This is a genomic window from Vibrio sp. B1REV9 (genome assembly GCF_905175395.2).
In the GTDB taxonomy this organism is placed as follows: domain Bacteria; phylum Pseudomonadota; class Gammaproteobacteria; order Enterobacterales; family Vibrionaceae; genus Vibrio; species Vibrio alfacsensis.
The window spans coordinates 1,473,290-1,487,740 of record NZ_HG992745.1 but is presented as its reverse complement, the minus strand read 5'-3'; the positions used below and the strand labels follow the sequence as shown (position 1 = coordinate 1,487,740).

General features: G+C 40.7%; 13 protein-coding genes and 1 other RNA gene. 6 read left to right on the top strand and 8 right to left on the bottom strand.

Features of this window, described 5'->3' with window-relative positions:
• Nucleotides 1–32: 32 nt before the first annotated feature.
• The 3 genes from KHN78_RS12405 to KHN78_RS12395 form a co-directional block, all read right to left on the bottom strand.
• The gene (locus KHN78_RS12405; protein ID WP_211916260.1) at nt 33–1,484 is read right to left on the bottom strand and encodes an MATE family efflux transporter; all 1,452 of its coding nucleotides are present in this window, start codon (nt 1,482–1,484) and stop codon (nt 33–35) included.
• A gap of 63 nt (nt 1,485–1,547) precedes the next feature.
• Complete coding sequence (locus tag KHN78_RS12400; RefSeq protein ID WP_128810506.1) at nt 1,548–1,967, bottom strand: CBS domain-containing protein; 420 nt, start codon at nt 1,965–1,967, stop codon at nt 1,548–1,550.
• A 344-nt stretch (nt 1,968–2,311) separates the two neighbouring features.
• Nucleotides 2,312–3,931: an NAD(P)/FAD-dependent oxidoreductase gene (locus KHN78_RS12395; protein ID WP_211916259.1), complete on the bottom strand. Its 1,620-nt coding sequence runs from the start codon at nt 3,929–3,931 to the stop codon at nt 2,312–2,314.
• Between the two features lie 227 nt (nt 3,932–4,158).
• Between KHN78_RS12395 and fdxA the strand changes: the two genes are divergently transcribed.
• Nucleotides 4,159–4,482 (top strand): ferredoxin FdxA, encoded by a 324-nt coding sequence (gene fdxA, locus KHN78_RS12390; protein WP_211916258.1) that lies wholly within the window; start codon nt 4,159–4,161, stop codon nt 4,480–4,482.
• A 90-nt stretch (nt 4,483–4,572) separates the two neighbouring features.
• Here fdxA and KHN78_RS12385 read toward each other — a convergent pair whose 3' ends face one another.
• Complete coding sequence (locus KHN78_RS12385) at nt 4,573–5,307, bottom strand: RNA methyltransferase (protein WP_211916257.1); 735 nt, start codon at nt 5,305–5,307, stop codon at nt 4,573–4,575.
• Between the two features lie 577 nt (nt 5,308–5,884).
• Here KHN78_RS12385 and KHN78_RS12380 point away from each other — a divergent pair.
• From KHN78_RS12380 to KHN78_RS12365, 4 genes are all read left to right on the top strand, one after another.
• Nucleotides 5,885–6,598, top strand: coding sequence for an EAL domain-containing protein (locus tag KHN78_RS12380; protein WP_211916256.1), 714 nt, complete (start codon nt 5,885–5,887; stop codon nt 6,596–6,598).
• Nucleotides 6,599–6,973: 375 nt separating this feature from the next.
• Nucleotides 6,974–7,297 carry a helix-turn-helix transcriptional regulator gene (locus KHN78_RS22155; RefSeq protein ID WP_223917786.1) on the top strand — a complete coding sequence of 108 codons (324 nt, stop codon included), beginning with the start codon at nt 6,974–6,976 and terminating at the stop codon, nt 7,295–7,297.
• Between the two features lie 592 nt (nt 7,298–7,889).
• Nucleotides 7,890–8,204, top strand: coding sequence for a hypothetical protein (locus KHN78_RS12370; RefSeq protein ID WP_211916254.1), 315 nt, complete (start codon nt 7,890–7,892; stop codon nt 8,202–8,204).
• A complete protein-coding gene (locus KHN78_RS12365; protein ID WP_211916253.1) occupies nt 8,204–9,547 on the top strand; it encodes a hybrid sensor histidine kinase/response regulator in 1,344 nt (447 codons plus the stop codon). The genes KHN78_RS12370 and KHN78_RS12365 overlap by 1 nt, the downstream gene beginning before the upstream one ends.
• Before the next feature lie 467 nt (nt 9,548–10,014).
• Here KHN78_RS12365 and ffs read toward each other — a convergent pair.
• The 3 genes from ffs to KHN78_RS12350 form a co-directional block, all read right to left on the bottom strand.
• Nucleotides 10,015–10,111: signal recognition particle sRNA small type (gene ffs / locus KHN78_RS12360), an RNA gene on the bottom strand.
• Nucleotides 10,112–10,238: 127 nt separating this feature from the next.
• Nucleotides 10,239–12,251, bottom strand: a complete 2,013-nt coding sequence (locus KHN78_RS12355; protein WP_211916546.1) for a GGDEF domain-containing protein — start codon at nt 12,249–12,251, stop codon at nt 10,239–10,241.
• A gap of 260 nt (nt 12,252–12,511) precedes the next feature.
• Complete coding sequence (locus KHN78_RS12350; RefSeq protein WP_211916252.1) at nt 12,512–13,255, bottom strand: hypothetical protein; 744 nt, start codon at nt 13,253–13,255, stop codon at nt 12,512–12,514.
• A gap of 268 nt (nt 13,256–13,523) precedes the next feature.
• On the opposite strand from KHN78_RS12350, the gene KHN78_RS12345 reads away from it, so the two are divergent.
• A complete protein-coding gene (locus tag KHN78_RS12345) occupies nt 13,524–13,826 on the top strand; it encodes an MGMT family protein (protein WP_211916251.1) in 303 nt (100 codons plus the stop codon).
• A gap of 31 nt (nt 13,827–13,857) precedes the next feature.
• On the opposite strand, the gene KHN78_RS12340 is transcribed toward KHN78_RS12345, so the two are convergent.
• Entirely contained in the window at nt 13,858–14,292 is a 435-nt protein-coding gene (locus KHN78_RS12340; protein WP_211916250.1) for a YbaY family lipoprotein, read from the bottom strand.
• Nucleotides 14,293–14,451: the final 159 nt, after the last annotated feature.

Sequence of the window (14,451 nt, the reverse complement as noted above, 5' to 3'; positions counted from 1 at the left end):
GGTCAAGCGTATTTATGTGCAATTCGTGTAATTTATGTTTTTTCTTCTTCGAGCACAGTCACCACATCTTCAATCAACACAGCATCATGGGAACAAAATGGTTGAGAGTTAACACATGTGATTGCAGGATCATCATCGATCGCTTCCTCGCCAAAGTTCTGCATTAGGTCCTTGATGTGTTTGTTTAAAACAACCAAAGAGAGCAAACCAAATATAATAGTGCCGACTGCTTGCCCGTATAGAACCCCCAATGCCCCAAACCATTGCGAACCAAAATAAACGAAAGGTAATGTACCTAGGGTTGCTTTTCCAAGATTGAGTGCCGTTGAATACAGTGGCTTACCTAAGTTATTGAAAGAAGTATTCGCCACAAACAGAGTGCCATTAAACACAAAGGAAATGGCCACGTATGTGCAAAACGCTGAAACGATGATCGCCGCATCACCGGTTAAACTAAACATTGCCACGATGTAATCTTGAAGACGGTATAACAAGACGCAAACGCCTAGCGTATACACCGTCGTAACAAGTAAAGAATCGCCTAATGTTCGTTTCACACGATCCATCCGCTCTGCACCAAAGTTCTGTCCGATAATGGGCCCTACGGCGCCAGATAACGCAAAGATGACCGCGAAACAGACAGGTGTCAAACGGCCAATGACAGCAAAGCCTGCCACAAAGTTCTCACCAAATTGTGCGATATGAGTGGTGACAATGGCATTACCTATTGGGGTCGCGGTATTGGTAATGATCGCCGGAACAGCAATCGCCAAAATGGTTTTTAAGTTACTTCTAATGATAGTGAAGTTCGGGAAAGAGACGAGGTTGTGCACTTTAACCAGTGGGTACAGTGAAAAAGCTAAAACCGTAAATCGTGCAATGACGGATGCCGCTGCTGCCCCTTCCACATTCCATTTGAAGACAAAAATAAACAAAGGATCGAGAATGGCATTAACTATCCCACCCGCCAATGTTGCCCACATGGAACGCTTCGCATCCCCCGCAGCACGCAAACCAGCACCAGCCGACATTCCCAAAGCAAGGATCGGCGCACTCGGAAGAAGAATATTCAGGTAAGCTTCCGCATGCTCTGCCGCGCCCCCTTCTGCACCAATCGCAGCCAGTAGTTCTGGGATATGGATATACATACTGATGGTGATGACTAAACTGATCATAAAGGCCACCAGCATGATGCTGCCACTCATCAACCTTGCCCGCTCAAAATCCTTTGCACCAATGGCTTTAGAAACCAAAGCACCCATGGCTATTGACGTACCGATTGATGCGGAAGTTGAAAAGAAAATCAACGTGCCTGCAAACCCGACCGCAGCAGCAAGTTCTACTTGCCCTAGCATACTGATGAACAGCATATCGAGCAGATCAACAATAAACAGAGCCATCAAGCCGACAGAGCCTGCTCCAGACATCACTAAGATGTGGCGCATCGTAGAACCTTGAACAAACTTAGCGTCTTGCGTGGACATATTTTTCCTCAACAACAAAAAGACGCCGAAGCGCCTTTCATCAAATATCTTAATTTTGGGGGATTAAACAGGGTGCTTAAAGCACTCGTTGAGCGTTTTACCAATAGCACGCAACACATCACGACGCGTGATTACGCCAACAAGTTTCTCTTTATCGTCCACAACTGGATACATCTTCGGCTTACCTATCTGCATCATATCAGCCAATTCAATGATCGACATTTCAGGAGAGACAGACAATACATCATCGTGCATACACTCTTGCACGGTATGCGTATCCTGACAATGGTAACTGGCTTTGACAAGTTTATCTAAAAGATCTTGTTCTGAAAGGAATCCAATCACTTTCTCATTTTCATCAATAACTGGACCACCGAGCGTTACACTTTGCATCACCTTGTCGAGTGCAGCAGTCAATGACTGATTTGGTGTAAAGGTCACAGCTTGTAATGTCATGTAATCTTTTACTTTTAGTGAGTGCATGCTTATCTCCTTATCGGCACGTTTTAGCTGCCTTTAGGATAAGTGTCGTCTAATTTCTTGATTTTACTAAATTGAAATTGGCAATTTTATTTATAGATTGTGCCTATTAATCGCCATCACAACGAATCCATAAGGTAAAACAATAAATATATAATTGCATAATTATTTAGTAAAAAAGCGAGGTTTTTCTTAGGAGACAAAGGGGAAGAAAAGATTTGAACATATATCTGATAACGGTTGCCCCAATTTATTCACAGCGACAAATGATCAACTAGCTATGCAGCCGAAATAAAAAAGCCAGCCTCAAAATTGGCTGGCTTTCGGCGCATCATTACGCAAAGAAATTATGCATTTTCCATCGCTTCAACGATGTCACGAGCAACGGCTTCCGCCACTTTAATGCCATCAATACCTGCAGATAGGATACCACCAGCGTAACCTGCACCTTCACCCGCAGGGAAGAAACCTTTTAGGTTAACACTTTGGAAATCTTTACCACGCTTGATACAAACTGGCGAAGATGTACGCGTCTCAACACCAGTTAAAAGACCATCTTCCGATGCGAAACCTTTGATCTTGCGATCGAACGCAGGAATTGCTTCACGAATCGCTTCGATAGCAAATGCTGGCAGTGCTTTTGACAGGTCAGTCAGTTTGATGCCTGGAGTAAATGATGGCTCCACATCACCAAGTGCACTTGGATCGCGACCTTTCAGGAAGTCACCAATTTTCTGTGCTGGTGCGTCGTAGTTCTCGCCGCCTAGCATGTAAGCGCCTGATTCCAATTCACGCTGGAAACGGATACCTGCTAGTGGATCGCCTGGGTAGTCCACTTCCGGAGAAATACCCACAACGATTGCACTGTTCGCGTTGCGCTCTGCACGTGAGTATTGACTCATACCGTTAGTTACTACGCGCCCCTCTTCAGACGTTGCCGCTACTACAGTACCACCAGGGCACATACAGAAGCTGTAAACCGTACGGCCATTCTTACAGTGGTGAACCAGCTTGTAGTCCGCCGCGCCAAGAATTGGGTGGCCTGCGTTTTTACCAAAACGTGCTTCATCGATCATCGCTTGCTTATGCTCGATACGGAAACCAACAGAGAACGGTTTCGCTTCCATGTAAACACCGCGGTCATGCAGCATTTCAAACGTATCACGAGCACTGTGACCTACCGCTAGCACTACGTGACGAGATTTAATTTCTTCACCGTTTGATAGCGTTACACCTGTAATTTGACCATCTTCCATATGAAGATCATCTACGCGCGTACTAAAGCGGATTTCCCCACCTAGCTCGATGATTTTTGCGCGCATCTTCTCAATCATAGTAACCAGTTTAAAGGTACCGATGTGCGGCTTACTTACATATAAAATTTCTTCTGGTGCACCAGCCGCGACAAACTCAGTGATCACTTTGCGACCGTAGAAGTTTGGATCTTTCACTTGGCTGTATAGCTTACCGTCAGAGAACGTACCTGCACCCCCCTCACCAAACTGTACGTTTGATTCTGGGTTGAGTGTGCGCTTACGCCAAAAGCCAAACGTGTCTTTAGTACGCTCTCGCACTTCTTTACCACGCTCAACGATGATTGGGTTAAAGCCCATTTGAGCCAAAACCAAGCCAGCAAACAGACCACAAGGACCAAAACCGATCACCACTGGGCGCTCAGTTAGATTCTCTGGTGCTTTCGCCACAAACTTGTATTCCATATCTGGCGTTTGGCGAACGTGCGGATCTTTTTCAAATTTTGCTAGCAACGCTTCTTCATCACCTTCAACAATGATGTCTAGCGTATAAATCAGGTGAATATTGGTTTTCTTACGAGCATCATAGCCGCGTCTAAAGACGTTAAAAGAGATAACTTTCTCGGCAGCAATACCAAGTTTGTTAGTAATCGCGTCAAGTAGCGCGCCTTCCTCATGATCAAGAGGAAGCTTAATTTCATTAATACGAATCATGTGATGTCTCGATGTAGTAGGTGTCTTAGCCAAACCACACGCTCTCTCATCATATTTGAGAAATAATAGGGTTCAGCTCACAATGGCGCGCATTTTACGAGAATTTGGTTTGTCTGTCATACTAAATCCAAGTTGCTGGCCGATTTCACACCTCGAATGTTGAATTTTACTTTGGGACGAGTATTATCCCCATTCTTCAATTTTGACTAACTTAAGAGCGGATTATCATGGCATTTGTCGTAACCGATAACTGTATCCAATGTAAGTACACCGACTGTGTCGCGGTATGCCCTGCAGATGCCTTCCATGAAGGCCCAAACTTTATGGTAATCAACCCGATTGAATGCATCGATTGTGGCTTGTGTGTGGATGAATGTGCTGCAGCTGCCATCTTCCAAGAAGACGAGCTACCAGAAGATCAAGCGATCTACAAAGAGCTCAACGCGGAGCTTGCGGAAATCTGGCCAGTACAGACCGAAGTGAAGCCAGCGATGGATGAAGCGGAAAAGTGGAATGGCGTGCCAAACAAGTTGAACATGTTAGAAAAATAAGCGCATTAAAACGAAAAAAGCGTAATGACCCTCAATTTGACATAATCTGAGTCATTACGCTTTTTTTGTATTTGAAATTCGCGGATTCACTTAGCTGTGTTGACGACGCATGTTATCCAGAATGATACCTGTAGCCATTGCTACGTTCAGTGACTCTGCACCGCCAAATGCTGGAATAGTAATCTTATCGGTCACAAACTTTGATGCCGCTTCACGCACGCCGTGAGACTCACTGCCCATTAACAAAACACCCTCTGCAGAGAATGCTGTTTTATGCACACTCTCACCCTCAAGGAATGCGCCATATACTGGCAAATTCACGCTTTCTAAATAACTTGGTAAATCCACAAGGCTAACTTGCACACGACCAAAGCTGCCCATGGTGGCACTGATGGTTTTTGGGTTATAAGGATCGGCACAATCTGTGCTCGCAATGATGTGCTTAATGCCGTACCAATCCGCAACGCGGATGATTGTGCCCAAGTTACCCGGGTCAGACACGCCATCCAGTGCAATCATCAAACCTTGAGCTTGTGGCACTTTTACATTTGGAATCTCCACCACGGCGATGGCTGCATTGTTACTCACAAGTGTACTTGCTTTGGTCAAATCATCGAGTGACGCTTCAATGCATTCGAATCCATTTAGCTCTTGGCGGTGCTGCTCTAAAAATTCAGCTGTCGCAAAGATCTGTTTGACCGTTAGCGAACTGTTTGCCAATTCCAGTACGTTCTTTTCACCTTGAACCAGAAATAAGCCGTGCGCTTTACGCTGCTTCTTTTGACCCAAAGCACGAAGCAGTTTTAATTGGTTTTTTGAAATCATGAAAATATCCCAGGTGAAAATGGTGAAGTACCGGATGAAAACGGGGGGGATTATATACCTAAGTGGCTTCAGGGTGCTAGATTCAGGAAAAGAAAAAAGTAACGCTAACAAGAGGCATTGGTAGGCTAAGACCAGCTCATTATCCTACCACTTACAGTGAGTTATTTTGCAAAAATTAAATACAAGAGCCTAAGATGAATAAAAATGACAGTAATGACCATAACACAAAAATACGCACTTTTATTTTTAGTTATTTTTGTCCATAAATATCAATCTCTCATCTCTCATCTCTCATCTCTCATCTCTCATCTCTCATACATTCTAGATGTCACCAATTAAGATACAAATATAGAGTAATTAGCCTCAACTCCCTCCAATAAGCAACGCCAGATAATTCCTACAAGCATTGAACTTCCAATCATACAAAATAAGTGTAATGATAGTAATCTTTAGAACTTAAATATATCCTGTAACATTTATTATCATCTGTAAAAACAACTTATTCATTTCCTTTGTTAAAGTGGATACATGATTATGGTGCTTTCATCACAAACTGAATCAATACACGAAATCGGTCATGCAAACTTTAAATTTTAACTATTCAAGCGATGCATACTACATCAGTAACGGAAAATCTTATATAAAAACTGAATTCCATTTTCAAAAAATTATTGATATTCGCTCTCATTCTACTATTTATTATGAAGTGCTATCCCTACTAACACACCAATCAGGGGAAACTTTTGAAAATTCCGACTTTTTTGATAGCGTGGATGGACAATTCATTAAAAAGTTATCTTTAATCCAACTCAAATATGCTCGAAGAAAGAAATTACCACACCCTCCCACTATTAATTTGACATTATCCTGTTTAGAAGATAGTGACTTTATTACAGAAATACTAAGTTTTTCTGATTTAAAATACGCATTAGAAATTAATGACATAGATGTAAACATAGATAATCCGCTGCTACGAAAAAATCTATATATGTTAAAATCGGCAGGAATTAAGCTTTGGTTAGACAACTATAGCCTCGATAATGTAAAAGCAAATACAACACTTGGAGAGATAGAATGGGATCGAATAAAAATCGAAATTTCTACCATTAAAGAATTTGGAAACACACCAAATATGCTTTCATCACTTCTCTTTGTGCTCGCTCCATTTGTTGTCGAAGGAATTGTCGTTGAAGGGATAGAAACTGAACAAGAATCGGAGTCGATCTCCAATTTTAGTGCATTTGGGCAAGGGTATTATTATCATTTCCCAACAAAGTTGTCACTTATTTAGCAAGAGAAAAAAGTGAGCAAAGTAAATAATTTCGTCGCACGCCAGTTCAAATTAACGAAAACCTCCTGCCTAGCGATCCAAAAAGAGTGGTGTAATAAACGTAACCATGTCATATCTACAAATGGAACGGGATTTATATCGTACAGGCACAATATTATATCGTTTAAATCACACGATTTTATTTTCATACCCAAAGGAACTACAGTACGTATAGCTGTGTATCATACTGATGAAAATATTTTTTCAATTACTTTTTATAGATTTACTAATAAAAATATAGCATCCATCGATAATTTGATAAAGCACTTACTAGAAACTCGTAGATTAAAGAACTCAATAAAGTCAGAAGTTAGACACCAATCTATCAAAAAAATCATGTGTAATATAATCCAAAAAAACATCATTGCAATAATTCGTTCAGACTTAAAGTATCGGTGGGCCGTTAAAGACATATGTAATCAGCTATTTATTTCAAAATCGACGCTTTATCGAATTCTAAAAAAAAATAACGTAACATTCTCTGAAATATTGATATTTGAGCGTCTTAATTCCGCCAAAAATCTGTTAATTCAAACAAATCTGTCAATTAAGTCAATTGCATATGAATGTGGATTTCAAAGTCCGTCATACTTTGGAAAGCGATTCCGAAGCACTTTTGGTGTAACTCCATCTTACTACCGAAAGTCTATCTCAAACTAACATTTACAGCAATTGATACCAACAATTGATGTGATTTTTATATTTTAAAATACTACTCCCCTATTTGTGTATTATGTTTTATTTCCCTAAAATAATTATTCTAGTTTGTTTATTTTATTCTTCCTTTTCTTTTAGCAATGAGTTAGGAATTAAAAGAATTTCGAGCATAGGCCTTACGCCAAATATAACATCTCATTTAATAATACTACTTTATGGAGAACGGGATTATTTAAACCGTGAACAAAACATAGTTCACTCTCTCTATGATTTGAATAATCAGAAAAAACAAATTGAGTTCGCATTCAAACTAGCCACAAGAACTCTGTTTGAAATGAGGTTATCACATCTACTCATCAATAAATTAGGCCTAAGCATTCAGAATGACCACATCCATGCACAGAACCTCACATCACAAAAACATCAAAACATTCAATATTCTTACGAGAACAACAAACAGTTTCTCAAATGCATATCGATTGTATTTGTGCTGTCAATTATAATTTCTGGAATATTATTTCGAAAGAAAATTCATCTAATTTCTTTGGAAGTAAATAAAAAAGATCTGCAACTAAAACGTTCTTCTGAGCAGTTAATGTTATTAAATACTGTGATTGAAAAATTTCCTGGCATGATCGCTATTGTTGACCAAAATAATGAAACCATTATTGCCAATACCGAATTTAATCAATGTATGCGAGGGTGTAAACAAAGCAAGTGCACGAGTAAACTAACGTTATGTCAATTCTTAGATTCTCTCAACTCGAATCAATCTAATCAATCTAATCAAGACTTCACTGTTTGGAAAAATAACTGTTCAATCAATGGCAAGTATTACCAAGTATATCGCGAACGGATCATCAGCCCGTTCACTCATATCGAATATCGAATATCGAATATCGAGTTTTAATGTACACGGACTGTACGAGTCATCAAATCCATCGAAAAGAACTAGCCGAGTCGAGGGCGGAAGCCATCAACGCGCTGCATGTTCGAGAAGCATTTCTCGCGACGATCAGTCATGAACTTAGAACACCATTAGCCGCAATCATGGGGCTTCTTGAGTTACTCAACCCTGAAATCAAAACACTCGAAAACCAAGAGTTGCTATCAAGTGCACAGCAATCAGCGAAACGCTTAAGTCTACTTGTTAACGATATATTAGACTTTTCTAAAATTGAAGCTGAGCAATTTATACTGGACTCCGAGGACGGAAATATTTTCGATGAGCTAGGCCCAGTATTGAGAACTTTTGAAGCCATGGCTAAAAACAACAATATCGACTTTATTGTAAACTGGTCTTCTACACCATTGGCCATCGCGAGCCTTGATTGGTCAAGAGTTATTCAGATACTGAGCAACGTCATCAATAATGCTATCAAATTTACTCATGTAGGAGCTGTCGTCATCCGCATCCAACATACCTCAACTATACTTCAAATCACAGTGCAGGACTCCGGTTGTGGTATGACGCAGAAGCAATTATCACTTGTCTATCAACCATTTGTGCAAGCCGATCGTTCTATATCACGAAAATTTGGCGGATCTGGACTTGGTATGGCAATAGTGAAAAAGTTAGTAGATCTCATGTCCGGAACAATTACCATCACTAGCCAACTTGGCTTAGGTACAAGCATAGAAATATTATTGCCTGCCAAATTCAAAGCACTATCACTTTGTAAAACAAAAAGTATTTATACTGAGAATGAGCAACTTATGAATTGGTTATTAAGTTGGCAAGTACCTGTCGCAGTAATTCCTAAAAGCAATATCCCTAAGCTAAAACATTGCTTTGACAATATTTATCCAGATCTACTTCTCAAGCAGATCTGTGAAAATGAAAACAATCATAGTGTCAATCAAGCCATGCCCTCCTACTGCGGCTTTATTCTAGTTGTCGACGATGATCCTATCAACCGATTGATCTTTACAAAACAACTCAAATATTTGAGGATTGCATTTTATTGCGTGTCTGACGGTCAACAAGCGTATGAGTATTTATTGAACAATGTTGGAAAAGTCGATATGGTCATAACGGATTGCCACATGCCGATAATGAATGGTTATGAACTCACACAAAAAATACGACAGAATCCAAACACGAAACACATACCTGTGATTGGTTGTACCGCAGAAGACTCCCGAATCAATGCCGACAAAGCCATCAAGACAGGTATGAATATTGTTATTTACAAGCCCTATACTTTGGAGACCCTCATTAAAACGATCACAGAGTTTTATATCTCACCTTAGGTCATCGTGAATATTCCTGCTTCAAAATTAATGGTCGAAAAATATAACTACGAGTTAACACAAACTAAAGCATCCTCAGTAATGCCACTCAAGTAAAAAATACTAATTAGGGAAAGTGTGTTCGAATTAAGGCTACAAAAACTAACAGTACAAGCTGAGGATGAATAGCCTTAATAATACCGACTTCAGAAAACTCACCATAACCAAACCTATTAGAACAAGTTTGGAGTTATTTAAGGCGACACTACTTCGCCAATCAAACGGTCACTGATTATAACGACATTATTTCCAAGGCTTATTACTCTTGAAATGGCTTTCTTGAGTGCAAAGATCGCATCACAAAAATATGCAAAAGAAACTGGATAAACCTGAGCAGTTAATTTTTCGGATTGGAAGTGCTCTTGGTAAAGAAAGAAACACATTGAAACGAAAAAGCCTCGCTGTTATAGCGAGGCTTTCAAAGGGTGGGACCCCAGCCACATCCCGGCACACAAGTCACCCGCTGCGGCTGCTTCCTTCCGGACCTGACCGAGTTCACGAGCTATTGTTGCGAGAGGACCAGAGCCCCATAATTCTGTTTTGAGAGCTTGTCTCAAATGATGGGTGGATTATTCAGTATCCCCCCATAGATTGCAAGTGCTAAAACGATGTATTTGTTGTTTTTACTTCTGTTTGAACAAAAGTCATTCAATTACTTCCCTACCACCTCGCATGCTGTTGCCTGATTGGTGTCCACTGGCTTTGATCTCATTTTGCTGTTGTACATATCAGCGTCTGCTAAGTGCAAACCTTTCTCCAAACTAACAAAGCGTTCCCGCTGTCTAGACACGCCAACCGAGATAGTTACCTTACTGATATCACCAACGAGGCCATCTTTAGCACCCAACTTGCGTAACTCTTTCAATGCCAGCGCTAACTGCTCGTCTGATGGGTACCCGAGGAGAATAAACTCATCACCACCAATCCGATAACCTGTTCCATCCCATACCCGACGTATTTTTGCAGCGATAAGTTTTAGCACTTCATCCCCTGATTGATGACCATAAGTATCATTGATTTTCTTAAACTTATTAATATCTAAATAAAGTATGGTCAGGTCTTTAGAAAAGCCATTACGATACTTAACTTGCAATGCACGTCGGTTCCTTAACCCCGTCAGATTGTCTGTATTTGACTGTCTATAGAGATACAAGGAGATTCCAACTGCCACAACCAGCACGGAAAAAAACAACACTTGTGTCTGATTAGCTAACCGTATTTCATATTCCAACGCGGTTCGCCAATCTGGCCGTAAATCATACGTAGCAATGATTTTTTCTAAATCCAACATTGAAATCGCACGGCTAAAGTACGGTGCCAATAATCCGCCTCGTTCATTGTCCACCAAACCAATGGACAATTGAGAATGATAAAACTCACCTATCGCGTTGTCCTGCTCTATTGGGATCAGCTCACTTTGGCGCAATAAATGATTCAGCATCGCCGTATCCATCGGAATATAGTCCACCTCTTTTGCGAGCATGGCATCAAGGAGCTCAGGCTGGGATGGGTAACGATGAATGTCTTTAAGCGGTAACATTCTGGTTAGCATCTGATCAAAAAAGTCGTCTTTAACGACACCAATACGCTCAGAAATCAATTGTGACACATGGGAATACACGTTGGTTTTATACCCCAGTCTTTTCACCATGACGGCTGCGGGAGAATAATGAGGTTGTGGGAAGTGGCTAAAATGTTGGCGTTTTTGACTAATCGTAAATGGAGCAAGAACGTCAAAATCACCTTTGATAAACTCTTGGTACATTGACTCCCAACTTTCATCAGGGTTACTGATAACCTGACAATTCAGCGCCAATATATCGCAGCTTCTCAACACAACATCTGCGGTCAGTCCGTTAACTGAGCCATCTGGTTGATAAACAACATAAGGGTAAAGTGGCTCAAACTTAATTGTGATCGGCTTATCCAAATCAAAAGGTAGTGTTTTGATCGATTCTCGTAATGCCGTTTGACGCAATTCAAATTGATATTGCGTAATTTCATGTCGCAACAGCTTTTGAACTTTTTCACTATGAATAAATGAGGAAAACTTCTCTAGCTCATCAATGTGAATCCCTTTTCGACTGACAATCGACACCGGTTTAATGGAGATATGATCATTAAGTAGTGTCGCATCAAACCCCTCAAGCAACATTGGTTTTAGCTGATTGATTGCATCGACAACACCATCAACCCGCCTAGTGCGCATTAGTGATACTGCTTCTTCATGACCTTGATAAGCGATTAACGTGATGTATGGATAATTCTCTGTAATAAGATCCGCATAGATAGTGCCGTGCGGAACGCCAATAACGGAAGTATCACGCAACGAGAGGTCACTGATAGCATAAAGGTAGGTATATTCAATATTGGTTGGCCTAGAGTAACTAAAGCGCTTTGCCCTTGCCTCCGTATAGGTGATATTGCCAGCAAAATCGGCTTCACCCTTTGCGACCGCTTCAAGAATCGCGTCAAAATTTGAATAAGTAACATATTCGATGTGAATGCTAAATTCTTTGGCAATCGCATCAAACAATACTCGTGTAACAACATCGTCTGCTTCTGTCGCTACTTTATAAGTACTTAGCGTTGTTACTTCTGCCTTAACGCATAAACTGAACAACAAGCAAGCCAAAAACAACAAACTTCGCACAACTTTAACCATGATAGACATTTCTAATACTTATCTACCTACATAACAGCTTGGAAACGTGTCTAAACAAAGATAGATACAGCGTCCGGATAACGCTATGCCCTCCTGACTCATTGATCTGACTAATTATATAGGTGGCGACGTATATTTATTATTGTAAGTGATTTTTTCATTATGAATGACTAACCATATAGCATTACTATCTCTAATGCATAACTAAATCAATAGAGTGTCGCTTCTGTCACTATTCAATGATATATCACAACTCATTGTCAAAGTTCCGCTTGCTCATCGTTACTGCGAAGAATGTAGTCTGTCATCCAAGCCGTGCCAAGCAAGCACAACCAAACAACAAAAACCGGGTTCGGCACTTCAATATTAGGACTGACGACTAGCACGGCAAAGCCCACCGTTGGTAGAGTCCAACACAATAGTTTCCCCCAACGCATTGGATTTTTTATCCTGGTCAGTACTTCCACTGAGGCCAATATTCCAGTGATACTAAGCGCGATAAGTACCGCATAAGGCAAATCGGCCAGCCAGAGAGGTAACAGTAACAACAATGACCACCAACCATGTTTCGAAGATGGCTTCCATTGAGTTGCAGCCCACCACATGAGAATTACAGAGACCGTTTGTACTATGGTCAACCATGCCGATCCTCCCAACTTACCCGCTTGCTGTGTCACCATAATACCGATTTGAAGCGTGACAACAATTAAGCCAGCGGTGAGCAATACACCGAAAGAGCTGCGTCGAGAAAACACGACCATGAGAAGTGGAAAAAGAATCAATATTCCAATAGAAAGCGCGATAGGTTGTGTCGACAGCGTGAGCCCATAAACTGTCATTGCACCAAGCAATAATAATCCTGCTAACCCACCTTGAGGCAGGATCCATAGCGCAGGAATCATTAATGTGAGAACGGGAATATCCCCATCACTTAGACTGATCGCGCGAGCACAAACGACCGCTAGTAATGTGGTAACCAAAAATTGAAGTGTCGAAAAAATCATAATGCCTCCTGGCTTCCCCAACCGACTTGGTAACCCAACCGCATATGAAACGAAATAGAAACGGCGATTGAGTGGGTTTTGCTTTGAGCTAAGCTCAAACTCCTATTTGTACTTTACAATTATTTAGATAATCAACAACCTACTCAAAAAAGGCGACAGTGCCAAATAAAATGATGAGTAGCAGGTGACGTTAAGGAACAATATCAATAGAAAAGTACAAGCCATGTATATTACCATTCCTTGGTAAATCACAGTGGATACTTTGAGTATGGACCAATTTTTAATGCAAATCTTTGCTGTAATTCACCAAATTCCAAAAGGAAAAGTGACCACTTATGGGGAAATTGCAAAGTTAGCTAACTACCCAGGCTATGCACGACATGTAGGGAAAGCCCTCGGTAACTTACCTGAGGGTAGCCAGTTACCTTGGTTTCGTGTCATTAATAGTCAGGGTAAAATTTCTCTAAAAGGTGAGGAGCTTCAACGGCAGAAGCGCAAACTCGAAGCTGAGGGCGTTGAAGTGTCTGAAATTGGGAAAGTATCTCTCAGAAAGTACAAATGGCAGCCTTAAGCTGCCATTTTTAGTCCTGCATTGGTAACAATTATCGCGTACCCACTAGACGAATATTCGCTTCATGTGTTTGATCAGGATCAGTAATCACTGGAATGCTAGTATCATTAATAAAACGCAGTTTACCATCAACTTCAATACGAGCGCGTAAGCTGTAACGATGATTTGGTTTGATATCATTACTGTTGTAGCTTAATTCAAATGCAAAAGGCACTTGCTTACCTGCGGTTTCGAATGTCTGTTTTGCTAGCACTTTTGCTGGAGCATCAGCTAAAGACACGTCTTCAAGTGCAACGGTTACAACGGCATGGGGAGGTAATGCAATGCGCTCTCGGTATGCCACTGTACCTGTAATTGTATTCATTGATGCCTCCGCGGATTCAACTTCAGTCACTTGAGATGATTGACAACCCACAAGCGCTGCACCAAACAATAAAGAAGTAACAAGTAGTAGCGTTTTTTTCATATTAGCCTCATAGCATGTATCAATTCGAGCTAAGTATAGAGATTGTTTATTAAACTGTCTGCATGAAATGGTTTTATTTGACAATAGTTTAACTAAGTTAGAAATTATCAAACAATTGAATTTGTTTCATAATTGAAGCAACTAAAGTCACAACGGTGA

Excerpts from the sequence above, each read along its gene's own strand:
- KHN78_RS12405 (WP_211916260.1), bottom strand. The coding sequence starts at position 1,484 with ATGTCCACGCAAGACGCTAAGTTTGTTCAAGGTTCTACGATGCGCCAC.
- KHN78_RS12400 (WP_128810506.1), bottom strand. The coding sequence starts at position 1,967 with ATGCACTCACTAAAAGTAAAAGATTACATGACATTACAAGCTGTGACC.
- KHN78_RS12395 (WP_211916259.1), bottom strand. The coding sequence starts at position 3,931 with ATGATTCGTATTAATGAAATTAAGCTTCCTCTTGATCATGAGGAAGGC.
- fdxA (WP_211916258.1), top strand. The coding sequence starts at position 4,159 with ATGGCATTTGTCGTAACCGATAACTGTATCCAATGTAAGTACACCGAC.
- KHN78_RS12385 (WP_211916257.1), bottom strand. The coding sequence starts at position 5,307 with ATGATTTCAAAAAACCAATTAAAACTGCTTCGTGCTTTGGGTCAAAAG.
- KHN78_RS12380 (WP_211916256.1), top strand. The coding sequence starts at position 5,885 with ATGCAAACTTTAAATTTTAACTATTCAAGCGATGCATACTACATCAGT.
- KHN78_RS22155 (WP_223917786.1), top strand. The coding sequence starts at position 6,974 with ATGTGTAATATAATCCAAAAAAACATCATTGCAATAATTCGTTCAGAC.
- KHN78_RS12370 (WP_211916254.1), top strand. The coding sequence starts at position 7,890 with ATGTTATTAAATACTGTGATTGAAAAATTTCCTGGCATGATCGCTATT.
- KHN78_RS12365 (WP_211916253.1), top strand. The coding sequence starts at position 8,204 with ATGTACACGGACTGTACGAGTCATCAAATCCATCGAAAAGAACTAGCC.
- KHN78_RS12355 (WP_211916546.1), bottom strand. The coding sequence starts at position 12,251 with ATGGTTAAAGTTGTGCGAAGTTTGTTGTTTTTGGCTTGCTTGTTGTTC.
- KHN78_RS12350 (WP_211916252.1), bottom strand. The coding sequence starts at position 13,255 with ATGATTTTTTCGACACTTCAATTTTTGGTTACCACATTACTAGCGGTC.
- KHN78_RS12345 (WP_211916251.1), top strand. The coding sequence starts at position 13,524 with ATGGACCAATTTTTAATGCAAATCTTTGCTGTAATTCACCAAATTCCA.
- KHN78_RS12340 (WP_211916250.1), bottom strand. The coding sequence starts at position 14,292 with ATGAAAAAAACGCTACTACTTGTTACTTCTTTATTGTTTGGTGCAGCG.